The sequence below is a fragment of the Thioalkalivibrio sp. ALJ1 genome (assembly GCF_000745395.1).
Classification (GTDB): Bacteria; Pseudomonadota; Gammaproteobacteria; order Ectothiorhodospirales; family Ectothiorhodospiraceae; genus Thioalkalivibrio.
Genome location: NZ_KN050684.1, coordinates 1,417,899 through 1,435,095, shown reverse-complemented (window position 1 = coordinate 1,435,095; position 17,197 = coordinate 1,417,899). Strand labels below are relative to the sequence as shown.

Annotated in this window: 15 protein-coding genes and 1 pseudogene; 7 read left to right on the top strand and 9 right to left on the bottom strand. The window is 64.8% G+C overall.

The genetic code is table 11. The features are described 5' to 3' along the window. Window positions 1-62 precede the first annotated feature (62 nt). Both lipA and F462_RS13975 read left to right on the top strand, forming a co-directional pair. Entirely contained in the window at window positions 63-1,019 is a 957-nt protein-coding gene (gene lipA / locus F462_RS09095; RefSeq protein ID WP_038053489.1) for a lipoyl synthase, read from the top strand. Between the two features lie 436 nt (window positions 1,020-1,455). Further along, window positions 1,456-1,665: pseudogene (locus tag F462_RS13975) on the top strand (hypothetical protein). Window positions 1,666-1,927: 262 nt separating this feature from the next. Here the strand turns inward: F462_RS13975 and lipB are convergent. The 9 genes from lipB to ppa all read right to left on the bottom strand — a co-directional run bounded on the left by lipB (window position 1,928) and on the right by ppa (window position 10,756). Next, the gene (gene lipB / locus F462_RS09090; RefSeq protein ID WP_038053486.1) at window positions 1,928-2,638 is read right to left on the bottom strand and encodes a lipoyl(octanoyl) transferase LipB; all 711 of its coding nucleotides are present in this window, start codon (window positions 2,636-2,638) and stop codon (window positions 1,928-1,930) included. Beyond that, a complete protein-coding gene (locus F462_RS09085; protein ID WP_038053482.1) occupies window positions 2,635-2,898 on the bottom strand; it encodes a YbeD family protein in 264 nt (87 codons plus the stop codon). The genes lipB and F462_RS09085 overlap by 4 nt, the downstream gene beginning before the upstream one ends. Then, window positions 2,895-3,782, bottom strand: a complete 888-nt coding sequence (locus F462_RS09080; RefSeq protein ID WP_038053479.1) for a D-amino acid aminotransferase — start codon at window positions 3,780-3,782, stop codon at window positions 2,895-2,897. Before F462_RS09080 ends, F462_RS09085 begins: the two co-directional genes overlap by 4 nt. 15 nt (window positions 3,783-3,797) lie before the next feature. Beyond that, window positions 3,798-5,039, bottom strand: coding sequence for a D-alanyl-D-alanine carboxypeptidase family protein (locus F462_RS09075; protein WP_038053476.1), 1,242 nt, complete (start codon window positions 5,037-5,039; stop codon window positions 3,798-3,800). Between the two features lie 85 nt (window positions 5,040-5,124). Then, the gene (locus F462_RS09070) at window positions 5,125-6,126 is read right to left on the bottom strand and encodes a septal ring lytic transglycosylase RlpA family protein (RefSeq protein ID WP_051918121.1); all 1,002 of its coding nucleotides are present in this window, start codon (window positions 6,124-6,126) and stop codon (window positions 5,125-5,127) included. Continuing rightward, window positions 6,083-7,114 carry a lytic murein transglycosylase B gene (gene mltB, locus F462_RS09065; RefSeq protein ID WP_018140343.1) on the bottom strand — a complete coding sequence of 344 codons (1,032 nt, stop codon included), beginning with the start codon at window positions 7,112-7,114 and terminating at the stop codon, window positions 6,083-6,085. Before mltB ends, F462_RS09070 begins: the two co-directional genes overlap by 44 nt. Then, window positions 7,111-8,229: a rod shape-determining protein RodA gene (gene rodA, locus F462_RS09060; protein ID WP_038053474.1), complete on the bottom strand. Its 1,119-nt coding sequence runs from the start codon at window positions 8,227-8,229 to the stop codon at window positions 7,111-7,113. The genes mltB and rodA overlap by 4 nt, the downstream gene beginning before the upstream one ends. Further along, a complete protein-coding gene (mrdA, locus tag F462_RS09055) occupies window positions 8,226-10,103 on the bottom strand; it encodes a penicillin-binding protein 2 (protein WP_038053470.1) in 1,878 nt (625 codons plus the stop codon). Before mrdA ends, rodA begins: the two co-directional genes overlap by 4 nt. Window positions 10,104-10,219: 116 nt before the next feature. After that, a complete protein-coding gene (gene ppa / locus F462_RS09050) occupies window positions 10,220-10,756 on the bottom strand; it encodes an inorganic diphosphatase (RefSeq protein WP_038053467.1) in 537 nt (178 codons plus the stop codon). 285 nt (window positions 10,757-11,041) lie between these two features. Between ppa and F462_RS09045 the strand changes: the two genes are divergently transcribed. The 5 genes from F462_RS09045 to rsmA are packed head-to-tail and all read left to right on the top strand — an operon-like array spanning window position 11,042 to window position 17,187. Next, window positions 11,042-11,683: an adenylate kinase gene (locus tag F462_RS09045; protein ID WP_038053464.1), complete on the top strand. Its 642-nt coding sequence runs from the start codon at window positions 11,042-11,044 to the stop codon at window positions 11,681-11,683. Window positions 11,684-11,690: 7 nt separating this feature from the next. Beyond that, window positions 11,691-13,943: an LPS-assembly protein LptD gene (locus F462_RS09040; protein WP_038053463.1), complete on the top strand. Its 2,253-nt coding sequence runs from the start codon at window positions 11,691-11,693 to the stop codon at window positions 13,941-13,943. Next, window positions 13,927-15,363 (top strand): peptidylprolyl isomerase, encoded by a 1,437-nt coding sequence (locus F462_RS09035; RefSeq protein WP_038053457.1) that lies wholly within the window; start codon window positions 13,927-13,929, stop codon window positions 15,361-15,363. The genes F462_RS09040 and F462_RS09035 overlap by 17 nt, the downstream gene beginning before the upstream one ends. Further along, window positions 15,329-16,387, top strand: coding sequence for a 4-hydroxythreonine-4-phosphate dehydrogenase PdxA (gene pdxA / locus F462_RS09030; RefSeq protein ID WP_038053455.1), 1,059 nt, complete (start codon window positions 15,329-15,331; stop codon window positions 16,385-16,387). Before F462_RS09035 ends, pdxA begins: the two co-directional genes overlap by 35 nt. Further along, the gene (gene rsmA, locus F462_RS09025) at window positions 16,384-17,187 is read left to right on the top strand and encodes a 16S rRNA (adenine(1518)-N(6)/adenine(1519)-N(6))-dimethyltransferase RsmA (RefSeq protein WP_038053454.1); all 804 of its coding nucleotides are present in this window, start codon (window positions 16,384-16,386) and stop codon (window positions 17,185-17,187) included. The genes pdxA and rsmA overlap by 4 nt, the downstream gene beginning before the upstream one ends. Window positions 17,188-17,197 lie beyond the last annotated feature (10 nt).

Genomic DNA, 17,197 nt, shown 5'->3' with positions numbered 1-17,197 from the left:
TTCCGCCCGATCGCCCATGCGTCCGGATGCCCTCCGGCCGCCAAGAGATTCAGGGAAGGTCCATGGACACTCGAGCCCGCCCACAGCCTGGTGAAAAGCAGCGCGCCGCCGACAAGGTCGCGCGCATCCCGGTCAAAATCAATCCCACGGAACGGCCACAGCGCAAGCCCAAGTGGATTCGCGCCCAGAGCCAGGCGCGTCCCGAGGTGCAACGCATCAAGGGCATTCTGCGCGAGCAAAAGCTGCACACCGTCTGTGAAGAGGCGAGCTGCCCGAACCTGGGAGAATGCTTCGCCCACGGCACCGCCACGTTCATGATCATGGGCGACATCTGCACCCGCCGCTGCCCGTTCTGCGACGTCGCACACGGCCGCCCGGAGGCACTGGACGCCGACGAACCACGCCATCTGGCCGAGACCATCCAGGCCCTGGGCCTGAAGTACGTGGTGATTACCTCGGTGGACCGCGACGATCTGCGTGATGGTGGCGCCGGACACTTCGCCGACTGCATCCGCGAGGTCCGCGCCCTGAATCCGAACACCAAGATCGAGATCCTGGTGCCGGACTTCCGCGGACGCATGGACCGTGCCCTGGACATCATGCATCAGGCCCCGCCGGACGTCTTCAACCACAACCTCGAGACCGTGCCGCGCCTGTATCGCGAGGCCCGGCCCGGCGCGGACTATGCCTGGTCGCTGGAGCTCCTCAGGAAATTCCAGGAACAGCACCCTGGCGTCCCGACCAAGTCCGGCCTGATGTTGGGTCTGGGCGAAACTCGTGACGAGCTGCTGGAGGTTTTGCAGGACCTGCGCGATCACGGCTGCGACATGCTGACCCTGGGACAGTATCTGCAGCCGTCGCGCCACCACCTGCCGGTCACACGCTTCCTCTCGCCCGAGGAGTTCGACGAACTGGGCGAGCGCGCCCGCGAGATGGGTTTCAAGCAGGTGGCCAGCGGTCCGATGGTCCGCTCGTCCTACCACGCCGACCTCCAGGCCCAAGGCCTCGAAACCGCTTGACCCACCCTGCCGTTCCCAGTCTCTGGGCCACCATCCCGCGCCCCGAGGCTGGCGCTGGCGCTTCGAGCCCCGGTGATTGCGATGGCTTCGTCCAGCCGCCTGCCATGATGTGGCTGGTCCTGGTTCGTCCTCCGGTGTTTTCGGTGGCTCCGGTCCACGTACCGCCGAGCGCTGACTCGCCAGCGCGCCCCGAGTGACTTCTTTGCTCGTGCAAAGAAGTCACCAAGAAACACGCCCGACTGCCGCGACCCCGGCCCGCTTTGCGGGCCGGGGTTTCCCTCGCTCCGAGGGTTTTCGCGGGCGGCGCTGAACTCGCTACGCCTTCGGCTCCGCTCAGACATCCAGCGCCTCTGATCCCGCGAAAACCCTCTCCACTCGGCGCGACGAAAACGGGGGGGTCAAGGTCAAGACAACGGCCGTACCGACGGTCTTGCCAGTGGATGGAGGCTGGGCCTTCCAACATCTGGGCACGCGCGGCCTTTGGCCGTTGCGTGCCGCGCCCGCGAGGCGGGCGCCGGGGGCTTTCAGGCGGTAGTGCGCGTTGTGGTGTCGTGGGGCTGAAATACCTTCTGTTTTGACCTTCCCCTCCCGTATGGAGCCCCTCGTGGAGGGCGTGATGGGCCGGGAGAAGGCGCTGGATGTCTGAGCGGAGCCAAAGGCGTAGCGAGTTCAGCGCCGCCGGCCCAGCACGTCCGGAGCGAGGTTCCCGGGCGAAATCCGGGTGCCCTTCTTTGGGTCCTTTCTTGGGCAAGCAAGAAAGGACCTCGGGGTGCGCTGGCGAGTCAGCGCTCGGCAGTATGCGGACCGAAAGCACGGTAAACACGGAGCCCAATCTAGGACCAGCCACAACATGGCAGGCGGCTGGGCGAAGCCACCGCAAACACCCGAGGTCAAACCAGTGGACAGCCTCACGGCGAAGGGCAACGCCCCAGCGCGAGAACGCGGACCAACTCGGGCGGCAACGCTGGCTCATGCCGGATGCTCGTAACCTCGGCAGGAAACAGCTGCGCGGTGAGATGTGCGAGCAACTGCTCGCGGACGCAGGCGGCGTCCAGCGGACCGAGCAGCTGCTGCATGGAGGTCGCGGCGAGCCCAGGATAGCCACAGGGATTCATACGCTGAAACGGGGCCAGGTCCGGGGCAATGTTCAGCGCCAGCCCATGGATGCTGCGCCCATGCCGGATACGCAGGCCCAGCGCCGCAACCTTGGCCCCATCGACGTACACCCCTGGCGCCTTGTCCCGACGTTGCGCATGAATTCCCCATTGCGCGAGCGTATCGATGACCGCCTGCTCCAGGCTCGCGACCAGGCGTCGAACCCCGATCCCCAGGCGCGGCAGATCCACCAGCGTGTAGACGACCAGTTGTCCGGGGCCATGCCAGGTCACCTGCCCCCCGCGATCAATCGCCACCACCGGCGTCGCGCCGGGACCCAGAAGATGCTCGGGTCGGCCATTGCGGCCCTGGGTGAAGACGGGGGGATGCTCGACGCACCAGAACGCATCCGGCCGGGCTGCATCGCGCTCCCGCGCCTGGAGTTGCATCGCCTGCCAGACCGGGACGTAGGGCTGCGCGCCCAGCAGGCGGACCTCCGGACCAGGCACGAGCGCGTCGGTCACAGGATCATGCGCACTCGATCGCAGCGGCCCAGCGAGCGGTAAAAGGCGTCCAACTGGTCCTGGCTGGTGGCGGTAAAAGTGATGGTGATACCGACATAGCGTCCCGCGCGTGAGGCACGCTGCTCGATCACCGCGTCATCGGGATCCAGATGTTCGGCGACACACCCTTCGACCGCCTCCATTAGCTCGGGATGAGCATCCCCCATCACCTTCACCGGGAATCGGCAGGGAAACTCGATCAGGGTTTCGCGGTCGCTCATACGGCACCTCCTGACTGCATTGGCTCGCTCGCTGGGGCACCCGGCTTGGCATTCTGATAGGCCGTATGCACCGCCTGCCAGACCGGACCGGGACGCCCGCCACCCACGGCCCGTTCATCCAGGCGAGTAACCGGCAGAATCTCGCGAGTGGAGCTAGTGAGCCAGATCTCCGCGGCCTGGGCCAGCTCATTTTCGCTGACCGGGCGTTCCGCGACTGGATAACCCAGTTCGCGCGCCAGATCGAGGACCCGCGAACGGGTCACTCCCGGCAGCACGGAAGGCTCCAACGGTGGCGTGACAAGCTGTCCGTCAAGAACCAGCAGCACGTTACTCGCGGCACCCTCGGTTAACTGGCCGTCGCGCAGCAGGATGGCCTCCGCGGCCCCTTGCTCGGTCGCGCTCTGACGCGCCAGGACATTGGCCAGCAGCGTGGTGGCCTTGATGTCGCAATGTCCCCAGCGGCGGTCCTCTCCGGTAATCGCGGCCACCCCTTCCGTACGAATGCGGTCCGGCAGGGGGCGAATCGGACTGACCATGGCCAGGATCGTGGGTTGTGCGTTCGCCGGGAAGGCGTGATCGCGCGGGGCCACGCCCCGGGTCACCTGCAGATAGACCCCCAGATCCGGGGTCGCAGGGTCGGCGTTGCAGGCCAGCAGTTCCGCGAGCAGCGCGGACCACGCTCCGGCGTCATAGGGATTGCGAATCCGGACGGCAGCGAGGGACCGCTGCAGGCGCTCCAGGTGTTCGGTCAGGAGAAAGAACTCGCCCGCGTAGCTGGGGATCACCTCGTAGACCGAATCCCCGAACAGGAACCCACGATCCAAGGGCGAGATCCGCACCTCTTCCAGTGGCAGGTAGGCGCCGTTGAAGTAGGCAATGCTCACGCGCAAACCCGAGGCTCAGAAAGGCCAGACTGCCTGAATCGACAATGCAGCGCCGTCCCACAGGCGACGGAAGATCCCACCTGACTCGACCGCCTGCAACGCCACCAGGGGCTGGGTGCTAAGAACCTCGCCATTCAGACGCACCACGACCTCGCCAACGGGATCACCCACGGCCAGCGGCGCTTCCAGAGGCTGGTGCACCTCCATCGAGGCGTCCAGATTCTCTTCGCGGCCAGGCGGCACCATCACCCAAAAATCTTCGGCAAGGCCCACGGCGACTTCAGTATCCGCACCACGATAAACCCGCGGCGTGCCGAGCGCGTTACCTCCGTCGAACAGCTTGCGCGTCGCGGTGAAGCGCATCCCCCAATTCACCAGCGCCTGGGATTCATTTGCGCGCCGCGTCCCGCCCTGCTGATGATCGGACGCCTCAATCCCCATGACCACCGCAACCAGGCGGCGGTCATTCCGCTTGGCCGACGAGACGAGGTTGTAACCGGCGCCCGAGGTCCAGCCGGTCTTCAGGCCGTCAAACCCGGCATCGCGCCAGAGCAGCATATTGCGATTGCTTTGCGAGATGTCGTTGTACTCGAAGGAGCGCTCGCTGTAATAGCCATAGAGGTCCGGGTAGTCCCGGATCAGGGCGCGGGCGAGGAGGGCCATATCCTGCGCGGTGGTGTGCTGCGACTCATCCGACGGCAAGCCATGAGGGTTGGCAAAGTAGGATTTGCGCATGCCCAGCTCGCGTGCCTGGGCATTCATCATGTCGACGAAGGCGCCTTCGGATCCAGCAACATGCTCGGCCAGAGCGGTGGAGGCATCATTACCGGACTGAACAATCATCCCGCGCAAAAGGTCCTCTACCTCGACCTCCTCACCCACCTCGATAAACATGCGCGACGCCCCACGCATGCCGGTACGCCAGGCCCGTTCGCTCACCGTCACGATGTCGTCCAGCGCCATCCGACCCTCCGTGATCTCTCCAAACACTACGTAAGCGGTCATCAGTTTGGTCAGGCTGGCCGGCTCGCGCTCCACCTCTGGATCACGGGTGGCCAGCATCAGGCCGGAATCGAAATCCATCAGCGCATAACTGGCCGCCGTCACATCCGAAGGCGGACTTGGAATCCCGCTAGGAGTCGTCGGCCCGGAACCGGCCACGGGCAAACGCTCCGCCTGTGCCGACCCCAGCATCAGAAAGGCCAGCAGGCACGTGATCACGAGCGGCAGAAAAGGCAAACGGGCGGACGATTTCATGGTGGGGCGGGGCCTCCTGAAGGGGTGGATACGATAGCAGAGTTCGAGGGCACGTCGAGGCACGACAAGAACGTCAACGCCGGCGCTATGGGGCGTCCCGGACCACGCGGTAATCCACATGCGCAGCACCCTGGAGACGATCCGTGATGGCTCGCACCGCGTAAGCGTCCTCCAATGGACCGATGCGCACGCGATGAAGCGCCGAATCATTGTCGCGCTCCACCGAGGAGATACGCACCGCCTCGAAGCCCAGCGCCCTCAGATCATCGCGGACCTGCTCGGCCGACTGGCGTTCCGCGAAGGCCCCGACCTGGACGAAGCGCCCATTGCCGGGTGTGGCACTATTGGCCTCAGGCGCAGCCGCTGCCAGCTCGATGGATTCACGTGTCTCTTGCCTGGATGGCTCCGAGTCTTCGACGGCATCTTCTTCGGCGGTCGACTCCGGTAAGGGTTCGATCGCCGCGATGCGCTGCGAGGACGTATCACCCGGCCCCACCGCGCGCACACGTACCCGTGCCACGCCGGCATCGGTCATATCGATGCGGTGGGCCGCGGCATAGGAAAGGTCGATGATCCGTTCGTCCACGAACGGGCCCCGGTCATTCACCCGCACGACCACGCGTTTATTGTTCTCCAGGTTGGTGACCTCCACGTAACTTGGCAGCGGCAGTGACTTGTGCGCGGCGGTCATCGCATACATGTCGTACGGCTCACCGCTGGAAGTACGCCGGCCATGGAACTTGGTGCCATACCAGGACGCGAGACCCTCTTCCTCGAAGCCATCGCTGGTCCGCAAGGTACGGTAGCGCTGCCCGAACACCTCGTACTCGGGCGGGTTGCCATAACGGCTCGGCGGCTCGTCGCGCGGCTCGGGCTCCGGGATCAGCGCCAAGTCCTGCGGGATATCGTCCGGATCGGGGTAGCTATCGTAGGCGGCGTCGCCCAGGGGGCGCGGGTCACGCTCCGGAGTGCCGGAACAGCCCACCAACGCCAGCAACACCGCCGCCAGCAGAATGGCCCCGGGCGCGAACCCGGGTGCTCGACTACTCGGCCAGTGCCTCGGCCAGTTGGTGCACGGCCATCGCATAGAGCGGGCTCCGGTTGTAGCGGGTAATCACGTAGAAGTTCGGATACCCAAGATAGTACTCGTAGCCGTCATCGCCCTCGAGACGGATGAAGGAATACTGACCATCCTCATCCACTGCCTCGTCGGGGTAGATACCGTGCTCGGCCAACTCATCCAGGTCGAAGCGCGCCTGGTAATTGCGGCTAATCAGGTCCTCGTGGGCATCGCCTTCAACCCGGGCCCGTGCCACCACCGGCTCGCCGTGGTTCCAGTGATGCTCGCGGAAATAGTTGGCCACCGATCCGATCGCGTCCGGCCAGGAGTTCAACAGGTCGCGGCGACCGCTCCCGTCGAAATCCACGGCATAGTGGCGGTAGCTGGAGGAGATGAACTGGCCACGCCCCATAGCCCCGGCGTAGGAGCCACGGGTCTCGCGCGGATCCAGGTCCTCCTCATCCACCAGGGTCAGAAACTCGCCGAGTTCACGGCGAAAGAAGTCCGACCGTGGCGGGTAGTCGAAACCCAGCGTCACCAGGGCATCCAACACACGGAAACCCCCGGTGTTACGACCGTAATAGGTCTCGATCCCGATGATGGAAGCGATGACGGTTTTCTCGACGCCAAACCGATCCTCCGCCCGCTTCAGCCAGAGGTCATGCTCTTCCATGAATTCGCGGCCGCGCTCGATACGCTCGTCGGTGATAAAGATCGGCCGGTAATCCTTCCATGGCCGCGCTTCGGCGGGACTGGAGATCAAGTCAAGGATACGCTGCTGGGGATCCGCCGCGGCAAACATCGACTCCAGCGCCTCGCGGTCGCGGCCGGCCTCCACCTGCTCGTCGATGAACGCCTGCACCTCGTCACGCTCCAGGTAGGGCGGGTCACCGGCGCGGAACTCGCTCTCGGCCATCAGTGGGAGGGAGATCACAGCAAGGGACAGGCCCAAGCCGGCCTGCAACAGAGCGGGTCGTACAAGGGAGGCCCACAGGGCACTCGGATTCGGGTTCATCGATTCACCAGGCGTTTCTGGGAGGCTATGCTCATGAGAATACCGAAGGCGACCATCAGGGTCACCAGCGAAGTCCCCCCGTAACTGACCAGGGGTAGCGGCACGCCAACGACCGGCAAGAGTCCGGTCACCATGCCGATATTGACCACCATGTAGACCGCAAAGGTCAGGCTGATACTCCCGCCCAGCAGCCGCGCGTAGCGGTCCTGTGCCAGCGCGGCGATCCAGAGCCCCCGCGCAACAATCGCAAAATACAGCAGCAGCAGCAGCGCGACACCAATAAAGCCAAATTCCTCGGCATACACCGCAAAAATAAAGTCGGTGGAGCGCTCCGGGAGAAAATCCAGCTGCGACTGGGTCCCGTTCAACCAGCCCTTGCCATAGAGCCCGCCGGACCCGATCGCGATCTTCGACTGGATGATGTGATAGCCCGCTCCCAACGGATCGGACTCCGGGTTGAACAGGGTCAGCACGCGCTGGCGCTGATAGTCGAGCATCTGCGACCACAGAATCGGGATGGCGGCCGCCACCACCACACCCAACCCCAGGAACCAGCGCCAACCCAGCCCCGCGAGGAAGATCACCATGAAACCGGCGGCCCCCACCAGCATCGAGGTACCCAGATCCGGCTGCTGCATGATCAAGTACACCGGCACCAAAATCAGGGTCACGGTGATCAGCAGATCCCGGATTCGCGGACAACCATGACGTTGCGACAGGTACCAAGCGACCATCATGGGCACTGCCAGCTTCATGATCTCGGAAGGCTGGAAGCGCATAAAACCGAGGTCCAGCCAGCGTTGTGCCCCCTTGCCCACATCCCCAACAAACATGACCGCCAGGAGCAGGAGGATCCCGGCCGCGAACAGCCAGGGCGAGATGGCGCGCAGGGTATGCATCGACACCTGGGCCACCAACAGCATCGCCGCCACACCCAGACCGATACGCATGACCTGACGCTCCACGGCCAGCACACTCTCGCCGGAGGCGCTGAACAAGACCGCCAGCCCCAACAACAGCAGGATCGACAGCAGGACCAGCAGCACACTATCCAGGCGCAGGCTGCGCAGCGCCCACTGGCTGACGGACATCTCGCGACCGGTCACGCTGATCATTCATCCTCCGGGACGTTGATCGTCATGCCGGCATCATCCAACAAATAGGCATCCATCACCTGGCGCGCTATCGGCGCGGCCACGCGCCCACCCGAACCACCGTGCTCCACCAGCACCGCCACCGCGATACGCGGATCCTCGGCCGGGGCATACCCCACGAACAAGGCATGGTCCCAAAGGCGACGGGCCAGCTCGTCCTCGTCATACTCTTCATCCTCGCCCAGGCTGAACACCTGGGAAGTCCCGGTCTTGCCGGCAATGGTGTACGCCGGTCGGGTACTACCCACACTGCCCCAGGCCGTGCCGTGGCGGGCGTGGACTGCCTCGATCAGAGAATCGTGTATCGAATCCCAATGCTTTTCGTCCACAGTCACCGGATCACGAGCCACCGGCAGCGGATACTCCGGTTCGCCGCTGCCGTTGTCCATGGCCCGCAACAAATGCGGCTGGTAGCGCTGTCCGCGGGTCGCAAGTGCGGCAGTGAAATCCGCCATCTGGAGTGGCGTCGACAGCATGTAGCCCTGGCCGATGGCGGTGATCAGGGTCTCGCCCGGAAACCACACCTGGTCATGGGTCGCGCGCTTCCAGTCCCGGCTGGGGAGGATACCCGGCCGCTCGCCAGTGGAGTCGATCCCGACGCGCTGGCCCAGCCCGAAGGCCCCGAGGATCGGCACCATGCGGTCGATCCCCATGGTGTGGGCCAAGTCGTAGAAATAGACGTCCGACGACACCGCGATGGCGCGCGACATATCCACCCGGCCATGACCCTCGCGGCGCCAGTCGCGGTAGCGCCGCTCGTGACCGGGGAGCTGGAAGTAACCACGAGCGAACATCTCACGCTCGGCGGTAGTGACCTCTTCATCCAGCGCTGCCAGGGCGACGAGCGGCTTGATCGTCGAGCCCGGCGGATACTGGCCGGTCAGGGCACGATTGAATAATGGCCGCCGCGAGTCATCGCGCACGGCCGCAAAGTCCGCCTGCGAGATCCCGTGAACGAAGGCCCCCGGATCAAAGCCTGGGGCACTCACCAGCGCCAGGACCTCCCCGTTTTTCGGGTCCAGGGCCACGATAGCACCATCCTGTCCGGCCAGCGCGCGATACGCCGCCTGTTGCAGGTTGACGTCCAGGGTCAGGGTCAAGTCCGTACCCGGTTGCGGCGGCGTCACCGACAGCTCGCGGATTACCCGACCCTGGGCATTCACTTCCACCTGGCGATAGCCCGGCCTGCCGTGAAGCAGGTCCTCGTAGAAGCGCTCGACCCCGCTCTTGCCAATATGCGTTGTACCGGCGTAGGCCCGCCGGTCGATGCGCTGCAGGTCCTGCTGATTGATACGCCCGACATAACCCACGGCATGGGACAGCGTGGAGCCCTGGGGATAGAAACGCTGTGGCCGTGCCTCAATCTCGACACCTGGGAGTTCATGCCGCGAGACGGCAATGCGGGCTACCGTCTCGTCATCCAGCCCCGCCTTCAATAACACCGGCTGGAAAGGCCGGCGCTGGCGAACACCGCGGCGGAAGCGCTCGACATCCGCCTCGCTCAATTCCACGTACCCCCGCAGGCGCGCAAGCAGCGAATCCAGATCGCGCACCTGCTCGACGGTCACTTCCAGCTGGTAGGAGGCTCGATTCCCCGCGAGCAACACACCATTGCGATCACGGATCACGCCGCGGGTGGGGGCAATGGGCTCTACTCGAAGGCGGTTATTCTCCGACAGCGTGGTGAAGTGGGAATGGGCGCCCACTTGCAGACCTGACAGCCGCCAGCCCAGTGCCAGAACGATCGCTAACAGGACCACCAGAGCCAGCAGGATGCGCACGACAAAGCGTTCACGATCCTGCTGTTCTTCACCGTAGGCGTCGCGTTCCGCCATCTCAGTGGTTCAGACCACCACGATGAGCGCGGCTGACGACCGCCCACACGGAAGCCGCGCCGGGCCACAGGTCCGGCCCGGCTTGCGTCGGCCACTGAATACAGCGGGGGGCGACGTCAGATCTTGCTCTTCTGGTAACGCTTGTAGCTGGCAACAATCTCCGCCTTGGCTTCCTCGGCGCCAACCCAGCCTTCTACTTTGACCCACTTGCCCTTCTCCAGCTCCTTGTAGCGCTCGAAGAAGTGCTTGATGGAGTCCAGCAATTCCTTCGGCACGTCTTCCGGGCCCTTGAATCGCTCGGACTGCGAACACAGCTTACTCACCGGTACCGCGAGAATCTTCGCATCCACCCCGGCCTCGTCGGTCATTCTCAGCATACCGATCGGGCGCGAACGCACGACCGAACCCGGCAGCAGCGGCACTGGGGTGATCACCAAAACGTCCACCGGGTCGTTGTCTTCCGACTCCGTGTTCGGGATGAATCCGTAGTTACACGGGTAGAACATCGCGACCGCCATAAAGCGATCGACCACCAGAGCCCCGCTATCCTTGTCCATCTCGTATTTGACGGGCTGGCCCTGGGTGGGGATCTCAATCACCACGTTGATGTCGTGGGGGAGATCCTTGCCGGCTTCGATCTGGTTGAGGTCCATGCTTGAGTACTTTCCGATTGCTTTGAAGAGCGGGCGATTATACAGGGGACCACGCCCGCAATGGCACCCATCATCAGGCAACCTAAGGAAACTCTGATAAATGCTTGCGGTTGCGGCGCATCGGCCCCAGGCGGTATAAGACCGCGCTCGGGAAACGGTTTGCACAGGGAGCCATCCGCGGTCTCCCTGGCTCGCGACAAACCGTTAACCAGGGCCATTCACCGCGCCGCTCGATACCCGGCTTGTGCTGCGGGTCGGCGGCGCACCGGGCAGCAGGAGTCAGTCATGCGTATCGTCCTGATGGGCGCCCCGGGTTCCGGCAAAGGCACCCAGGCCAAGAAGATGGTCGCCACCTTCGGCATTCCCCAGATCTCCACCGGGGATCTGCTCCGCGCCGCGATCGCCGCCGAGACCGAACTGGGTCTCAAGGTCAAAAGCGCGATGGATGCCGGCCAGTTGGTCCCGGACGACCTGGTTCTGGGGATGATCCGCGAACGCCTGCAGGAACCCGACGCACAACAGGGTTTCATCCTCGACGGATTCCCGCGCAATGTTGCGCAGGCCGAGGCGCTGGACGCCATGCTCGCCGATATCGAATCGCCCCTGGACCGCGCGATCCAGATCGACGTCCCGTTCGACGAGCTCAAACAACGCCTGACCGGCCGCGTTTCCTGCGGGGATTGCGGCGCCGTGTTCAACACACACTCCTTCCCGCCCCAGAAAGGAGGTGTGTGCGATCTCTGCGGCGGCGCCCTGATCCATCGCGCGGATGACAATGAAGAGACCGTCGTCAACCGCCTCAGGGTGTACGAAGAACAGACCCAGCCCCTGATCGAATACTACGATCGTCACGGCTTACTCAACCACGTCAACGGCACACGCGACATCGAGCTGATCTTCGACGAGATCCGCCAACTGCTGTACTGAACGCGGAATGAGCCACCGGCCTGCCCGCCCCGCGCCACTCCATCGTCCTGGCAGACGGAAGATCGCTGCGAACCTGGGCGTAGTGGCGGCTAGCCTGATGCCATTGGCCGCCCCCGCCATCGAGCGGCCCGCGGGCTGCGAGTTCTCCCCTGGGGTGGAGTGGCCGGAACTGCGCACCCTCGAAAGTGAACTCACCGAGATCGACGCCGACTATGTTCGCCGTGATGGCGAGCGCCTATCGGCCTCGGGTAATGTCCAGCTATTCGAGACCGGGCGGCGTCTGGACGCCGACTTCCTCGAATACGATCGAGCCTCTGGCACGGCCCGCACTGAAGGTGACACTCGCCTGTTCGATGGCGACCTGCTGCTGCACACCCAGGGCGGGGAATACCGCCTGGACGCTGAAACCGGCGAATTCGGCCAGATTGACTTCCTGGTGCAGTCCGTTCCCGCTCGCGGCAGCGCCGCGCGTGGAGTTCAGCACACCTCGAACCGGCATGATTTCGAGGATGCCGAATACACCACCTGCCCGGTCGGCAACGACGCCTGGTGGTTGCGTACGGGCAATCTGGAACTGGATCGCGAGAGTGGCGTGGGCGTAGCCCGCAACGCCACCATCCACTTCAAGGGTGTGCCCATCGCCTACACCCCGTACATCAACTTCCCACTGGACGACCGGCGCAAGAGTGGGTTCCTGTTGCCCAGCGCCGGCACCAGCAGCCGGACCGGAGTGGATGTCAGCACGCCCTGGTACTGGAATATCGCGCCCAACTACGACGCCACCTTCACCCCGCGCGTCATGTCCAATCGCGGGGTCATGCTGGGCACCGAGTTTCGCTACCTGCAACCGCGACACGAAGGCATCGCAGACGTCCGTTACCTACCGAATGATCGCGAGTTTGGTGATGATCGGCACTACATACAGTGGGATCATCGCACCCGTATCACCTCGAACCTCAACTTTCGCCTCGATGTCGCCGATGCATCCGACGGCGACTATTTCCGCGATTTCGGCGGCGCCGACCGCTATTCCGGCAGCACCCCGTATCTACGTCGGCGCGCAGATCTGACCTGGAACCAACCCGCCTATCGCCTGCGCACCCGGATCGAGGACTACCAGATCATCGACCCTGACCTGAGCGCCAGCGGCGAGCCGTATCAACGCCTGCCGCAAGTCACACTGGAAGCCGGCGAGTACCTCGGTCACGGCCTGTCCTGGGACCTGGACACCGAACTCGTACGCTTTGACCTCGACGAGGCCCGCTCGGATCGCCCGGTGGGCACCCGCGTGGATATCAATCCAGAGGTCTCCTGGCGTTACGATTCCGGCGGATTCTTCTTCTCGCCCAGCGCTGGCGTGCGCCATACACATTACGAACTCGACCGTCGCGGCCTGGACACCGGCCCGGAATCGATCAGTCGCACAGTGCCGCGTGCCTCCATCGACACCGGGTTGATCTTCGAACGTCCGATCGCCGACGGCCGCCGCCTGCAAACCCTGGAGCCGCGCATCTTCTACGGCTACGTGCCCTACCGGGATCAGGACAACATCCCGATCTTCGATACCGGCGAGGCCGACTTCAGCTTTGACAACCTGTTCAGTCTGGACCGCTTTGTCGGCGCCGACCGCGTGGGTGACACCCACCAGGTCACCACCGCCCTGACCACGCGCACCTTCGACCAGCAGACAGGCCGGGAACGCCTGAGCCTCTCCGCCGGACAGATCCATTACTTCGCCGACCGCGAAGTGCGTCGCGACCCCGATGCCCCGGCCCTGGATGCCTCCACCTCCGACCTGGCACTAGAAGGCCGAGTCCGCATCGGCGACGCCTGGGACGGACGCGGCTCGATCCTCTACAACATCGACCGGGACGAAACGACCCTGGTAGCCGTTTCGGTCGGCTACAGCCCCCATGACAGGGCGCGGATCAATGTGGGTTATCGCCAACGCGAAGCGGGCGCCCGCTCCATCGACCAGACCGATGTCTCGGTGATGTGGCCAGTGACCGAGCGCATCGACGCCATCGGACGCTGGAACTACAGCCTGCAAGAGGAACGCGATCTCGAACTTCTGGCCGGGCTTCAGTATCGTAGTTGCTGCTATGGTATCCGCGTGGTTGCGCGCCGCGCGTATTCCTTCGACGAGACCTACGACAATTCGATCTATTTCCAACTCACGCTGGACGGCCTGGCACGGTTCGATTCCGGCGTGGATTCGCTATTACGCGAGGGTATTGCCGGATATGACGCACGCTACTAACTGCCGCCGCGGTGCCCGCGCCCTGCTGCCGCTTCTGGCCGCCCTGGTCTACGGGTTCGGGCTCCCAGCCCTGGCCCAGGCCCCCGGCCCAGCCGCCGGCGAGCTCTCGCAGGGCGCGGTGGAGGCCCCGGTGACGCCGGGGGCCGCCACCGAGGGCGGCGCGCCGGCCGCCCCGATCACGCCCGAGGGCGATCGCTTCACCGACCGCATCCTGGCCGTGGTCGGCGACGACGTGATCACCCAGCGCGAGTTGGTGGAACGCATGAATCTGGTCGCCCAGCAGATGATCGAACGCGGCAACCGTCCGCCGGACCAGGACACGCTGGCGCGCCAGGTCATGGAACGTCTCATTGTCGAGCGCGTGCAACTGCAGGAGGCCGACCGGGTCGGCATCAACATCGATGAGATGACCCTGAACCGGGCGATGGAAAACATCGCCCGCGAGAATCGCATGAACCTCCCGCAACTGCGCCAGGCCCTGATGCAGGATGGCGTCGACTTCAACGCCTTCCGCGAACAGATCCGCCACGAGTTGACCGTCAACCAACTTCAGCGGCGGCAGGTCGACCAGCGCATCCGCGTCTCCGACCAGGAGATCGCCGACCTGATTGCCTCGGAAAGCGGCGCCATTGACCGCGGCGTGCGCTACCGCATTGCACAGATCATGGTCGCACTGCCCCAGGGGGCCGATGCTCGCCAGATCGCCGAGGCCCGCGAAAAGGCCACCGCGATCCGCGAGCGGGTGCGTGAAGGTGAAGATTTCGCCACCGTGGCGATCAGCGAGTCGGAAGGGCCACAAGCCCTGGAAGGTGGCGACCTGGGCTGGCGTTCGGCGGGCGAAATTCCGACCGTGTTCGCCCGCGAGGCGGTACTGATGCGCACCGGCGAAGTCAGCGACGTTCTACGTTCGCCCAGCGGCTTCCACATCATGAAGCTGCTGGACCGCGAAGGCGGCGACCAGACCCGCGTACAACAGACGCGCGTACGCCACATCCTGATCAGCCCGGACCAGGTCCGCAGCGAACAGGACGCCCAACGCCAGGCGCAGTCGCTGTACAACCGTATCCGCGAAGGGGCGAGCTTCGAAGACCTGGCGCGCGCCAACTCGGATGACCCCGGTTCGGCCGCTCAAGGCGGCGCCCTCGGCTGGGTCAGCCCGGGCGAGCTGGTACCCGGCTTCGAAGAGGCTATGGACGCATTGGAACCTGGCGTGGTCAGCGAACCGGTGGAGAGCCAGTTCGGCTGGCACATCATCGAGGTCCTGGAACGCCGCGAGGTCGATACCTCGAGAGAACAGATCCGGGCCCGTGCCCGAGAAATCCTGCAAAATCGCAAGCGCGACGAAGAGCTCGAGCTATGGCTGCGCCGCCTGCGGGACGAGGCCTATGTCGAATACCGGGTCGACGGCTTCGAATCCTGATCGACGCGGGGCCCACTCGGTCCCTCGCCTGGCTCTAACCGCGGGCGATCCGGCCGGGATCGGCCCCGACCTGCTGATCGCCATGGCCCGGAAACCGGGGCAGGCACAGCGTGTTGCGATCGCGGACCCAAGCGTCCTCGCGGCCCGCTCACGGCAGCTCGGCGAACCCCTGCATCTGGTTTACTTCGACCCCAATCGCCCGCGTCAGGCCACCCCGGCCCACACCCTGGAGATTCTTCCAATCCCGGTGGCAGCACCCGTCGTCCCCGGCAGCCTGGAGCCGGCCAACGCCGAACATGTGCTGGCCCTACTCGCCACCGCCGCTGATGGCTGCCTCGATGGCACCTTCGAGGCGATGGTCACCGGGCCAGTGCACAAGGGGGTGATCAACCGCGCCGGCTTGGCGTTCAGTGGCCATACCGAATGGCTCGCCGAGCGGGCGGAAGCACTCATGCCGGTCATGATGCTGGCGACCGAGCACCTGCGGGTCGCGCTGGTGACCACCCACCTCTCGTTGCGCGCGGTTCCCGATGCCATCACGGTCGAACGTCTTGAGACCGTGACCCGCGTCCTGCACCACGACCTGCGGCGTGACTTCGGGATCGAGGACCCCGTCATCTCGGTCTGCGGGCTGAATCCACATGCCGGTGAAGACGGCGTTCTCGGACGCGAGGAAATCGAGATCATCACCCCCACGCTCGACCGCCTACGGGATGCCGGCATGCGCCTGCGCGGCCCGCTGCCGGCCGATACCGCGTTCACTCCGCGTGCCCTGGAAGAGGTCGATGCCGTGCTCGCCATGTATCACGACCAAGGCCTGCCGGTGCTCAAACATGCCGGCTTCGGTAGCGCAATCAACGTAACCCTGGGCCTGCCCTTCATCCGCACCTCGGTCGACCATGGAACGGCCCTGGACCTAGCCGGCACCGGACGTGCCGAGGTCGGCAGTTTCCTGGCCGCCGAACGCCTGGCCGAAACCCTCGCGGCGCGGGCCGCCGCTTGTCGGAGCTTCCTCAGGGCATGACCCAAATCAAGACCGCGTCTCCAATCCGCAAGCGTTTCGGCCAGAATTTTCTCCACGACTCGAGCATCCTCGAACGCATCGGGTTCGCCATCGACCCGCAACCGGGGGATGCAGTGTTGGAGATCGGGCCAGGCCGCGGCGCATTGACGGCCGCTCTACTGCAACGCCTGGAACGTTTGGTTGCCGTGGAGATCGACCGCGACCTGGCCGCGGGGCTGCGCGCCGGATTTTCACCCGAACAGCTGGAGTTGCACGTGGGCGACGCCCTGGATGTGCGCCTGGCGGACCTCGGCGCACTGCCCGAACGCGGCTGGCGCGTAGTCGGCAACCTGCCTTACAACATCTCCACCCCATTGATGTTCCATCTGCTGGGGCAGGTTGACGCTATCCACGACATGCATTTCCTGCTGCAACGCGAAGTCGTGGAACGCATGACCGCAACCCCTGGCAGCAAGCGCTATGGGCGCCTGACCGTCATGCTGGCGGCCCGTGCCAAGGCCCAGGCACTGTTCACGGTGCCCCCTGGGGCCTTCCACCCCCCACCAAAGGTCTATTCCAGCGTCGTCCGCATTACGCCTCTGGCCGAACCGCTTGTCTCGGAAGCCCTCTACCCCACCTTCGCACGCGTGGTGAATCAAGCGTTCTCCAACCGCCGCAAGACCTTGCGGCGCGGGCTCTCGGGACTGGCGGAGATCGCCGACCTTGAGGCAGCCGGACTGGACCCAGGTGAACGCCCCGAGAACATCGACATCACGGGCTTCGAGGCCCTCGCCCGACGCATCCACCACACAGAGGCCTGAGCCGCCCGAC

What these genes read in the sequence shown, in the direction of transcription:
- F462_RS09040 (WP_038053463.1), top strand. Translation starts at nt 11,691, where the DNA reads ATGAGCCACCGGCCTGCCCGCCCCGCGCCACTCCATCGTCCTGGCAGA.
- ppa (WP_038053467.1), bottom strand. Translation starts at nt 10,756, where the DNA reads ATGGACCTCAACCAGATCGAAGCCGGCAAGGATCTCCCCCACGACATC.
- F462_RS09085 (WP_038053482.1), bottom strand. Translation starts at nt 2,898, where the DNA reads ATGAGCGACCGCGAAACCCTGATCGAGTTTCCCTGCCGATTCCCGGTG.
- F462_RS09075 (WP_038053476.1), bottom strand. Translation starts at nt 5,039, where the DNA reads ATGAAATCGTCCGCCCGTTTGCCTTTTCTGCCGCTCGTGATCACGTGC.
- mltB (WP_018140343.1), bottom strand. Translation starts at nt 7,114, where the DNA reads ATGAACCCGAATCCGAGTGCCCTGTGGGCCTCCCTTGTACGACCCGCT.
- lipA (WP_038053489.1), top strand. Translation starts at nt 63, where the DNA reads ATGGACACTCGAGCCCGCCCACAGCCTGGTGAAAAGCAGCGCGCCGCC.
- F462_RS09045 (WP_038053464.1), top strand. Translation starts at nt 11,042, where the DNA reads ATGCGTATCGTCCTGATGGGCGCCCCGGGTTCCGGCAAAGGCACCCAG.
- mrdA (WP_038053470.1), bottom strand. Translation starts at nt 10,103, where the DNA reads ATGGCGGAACGCGACGCCTACGGTGAAGAACAGCAGGATCGTGAACGC.
- F462_RS09035 (WP_038053457.1), top strand. Translation starts at nt 13,927, where the DNA reads ATGACGCACGCTACTAACTGCCGCCGCGGTGCCCGCGCCCTGCTGCCG.
- rodA (WP_038053474.1), bottom strand. Translation starts at nt 8,229, where the DNA reads ATGATCAGCGTGACCGGTCGCGAGATGTCCGTCAGCCAGTGGGCGCTG.
- rsmA (WP_038053454.1), top strand. Translation starts at nt 16,384, where the DNA reads ATGACCCAAATCAAGACCGCGTCTCCAATCCGCAAGCGTTTCGGCCAG.
- F462_RS09070 (WP_051918121.1), bottom strand. Translation starts at nt 6,126, where the DNA reads ATGCGATGGCCGTGCACCAACTGGCCGAGGCACTGGCCGAGTAGTCGA.
- pdxA (WP_038053455.1), top strand. Translation starts at nt 15,329, where the DNA reads ATGTCGAATACCGGGTCGACGGCTTCGAATCCTGATCGACGCGGGGCC.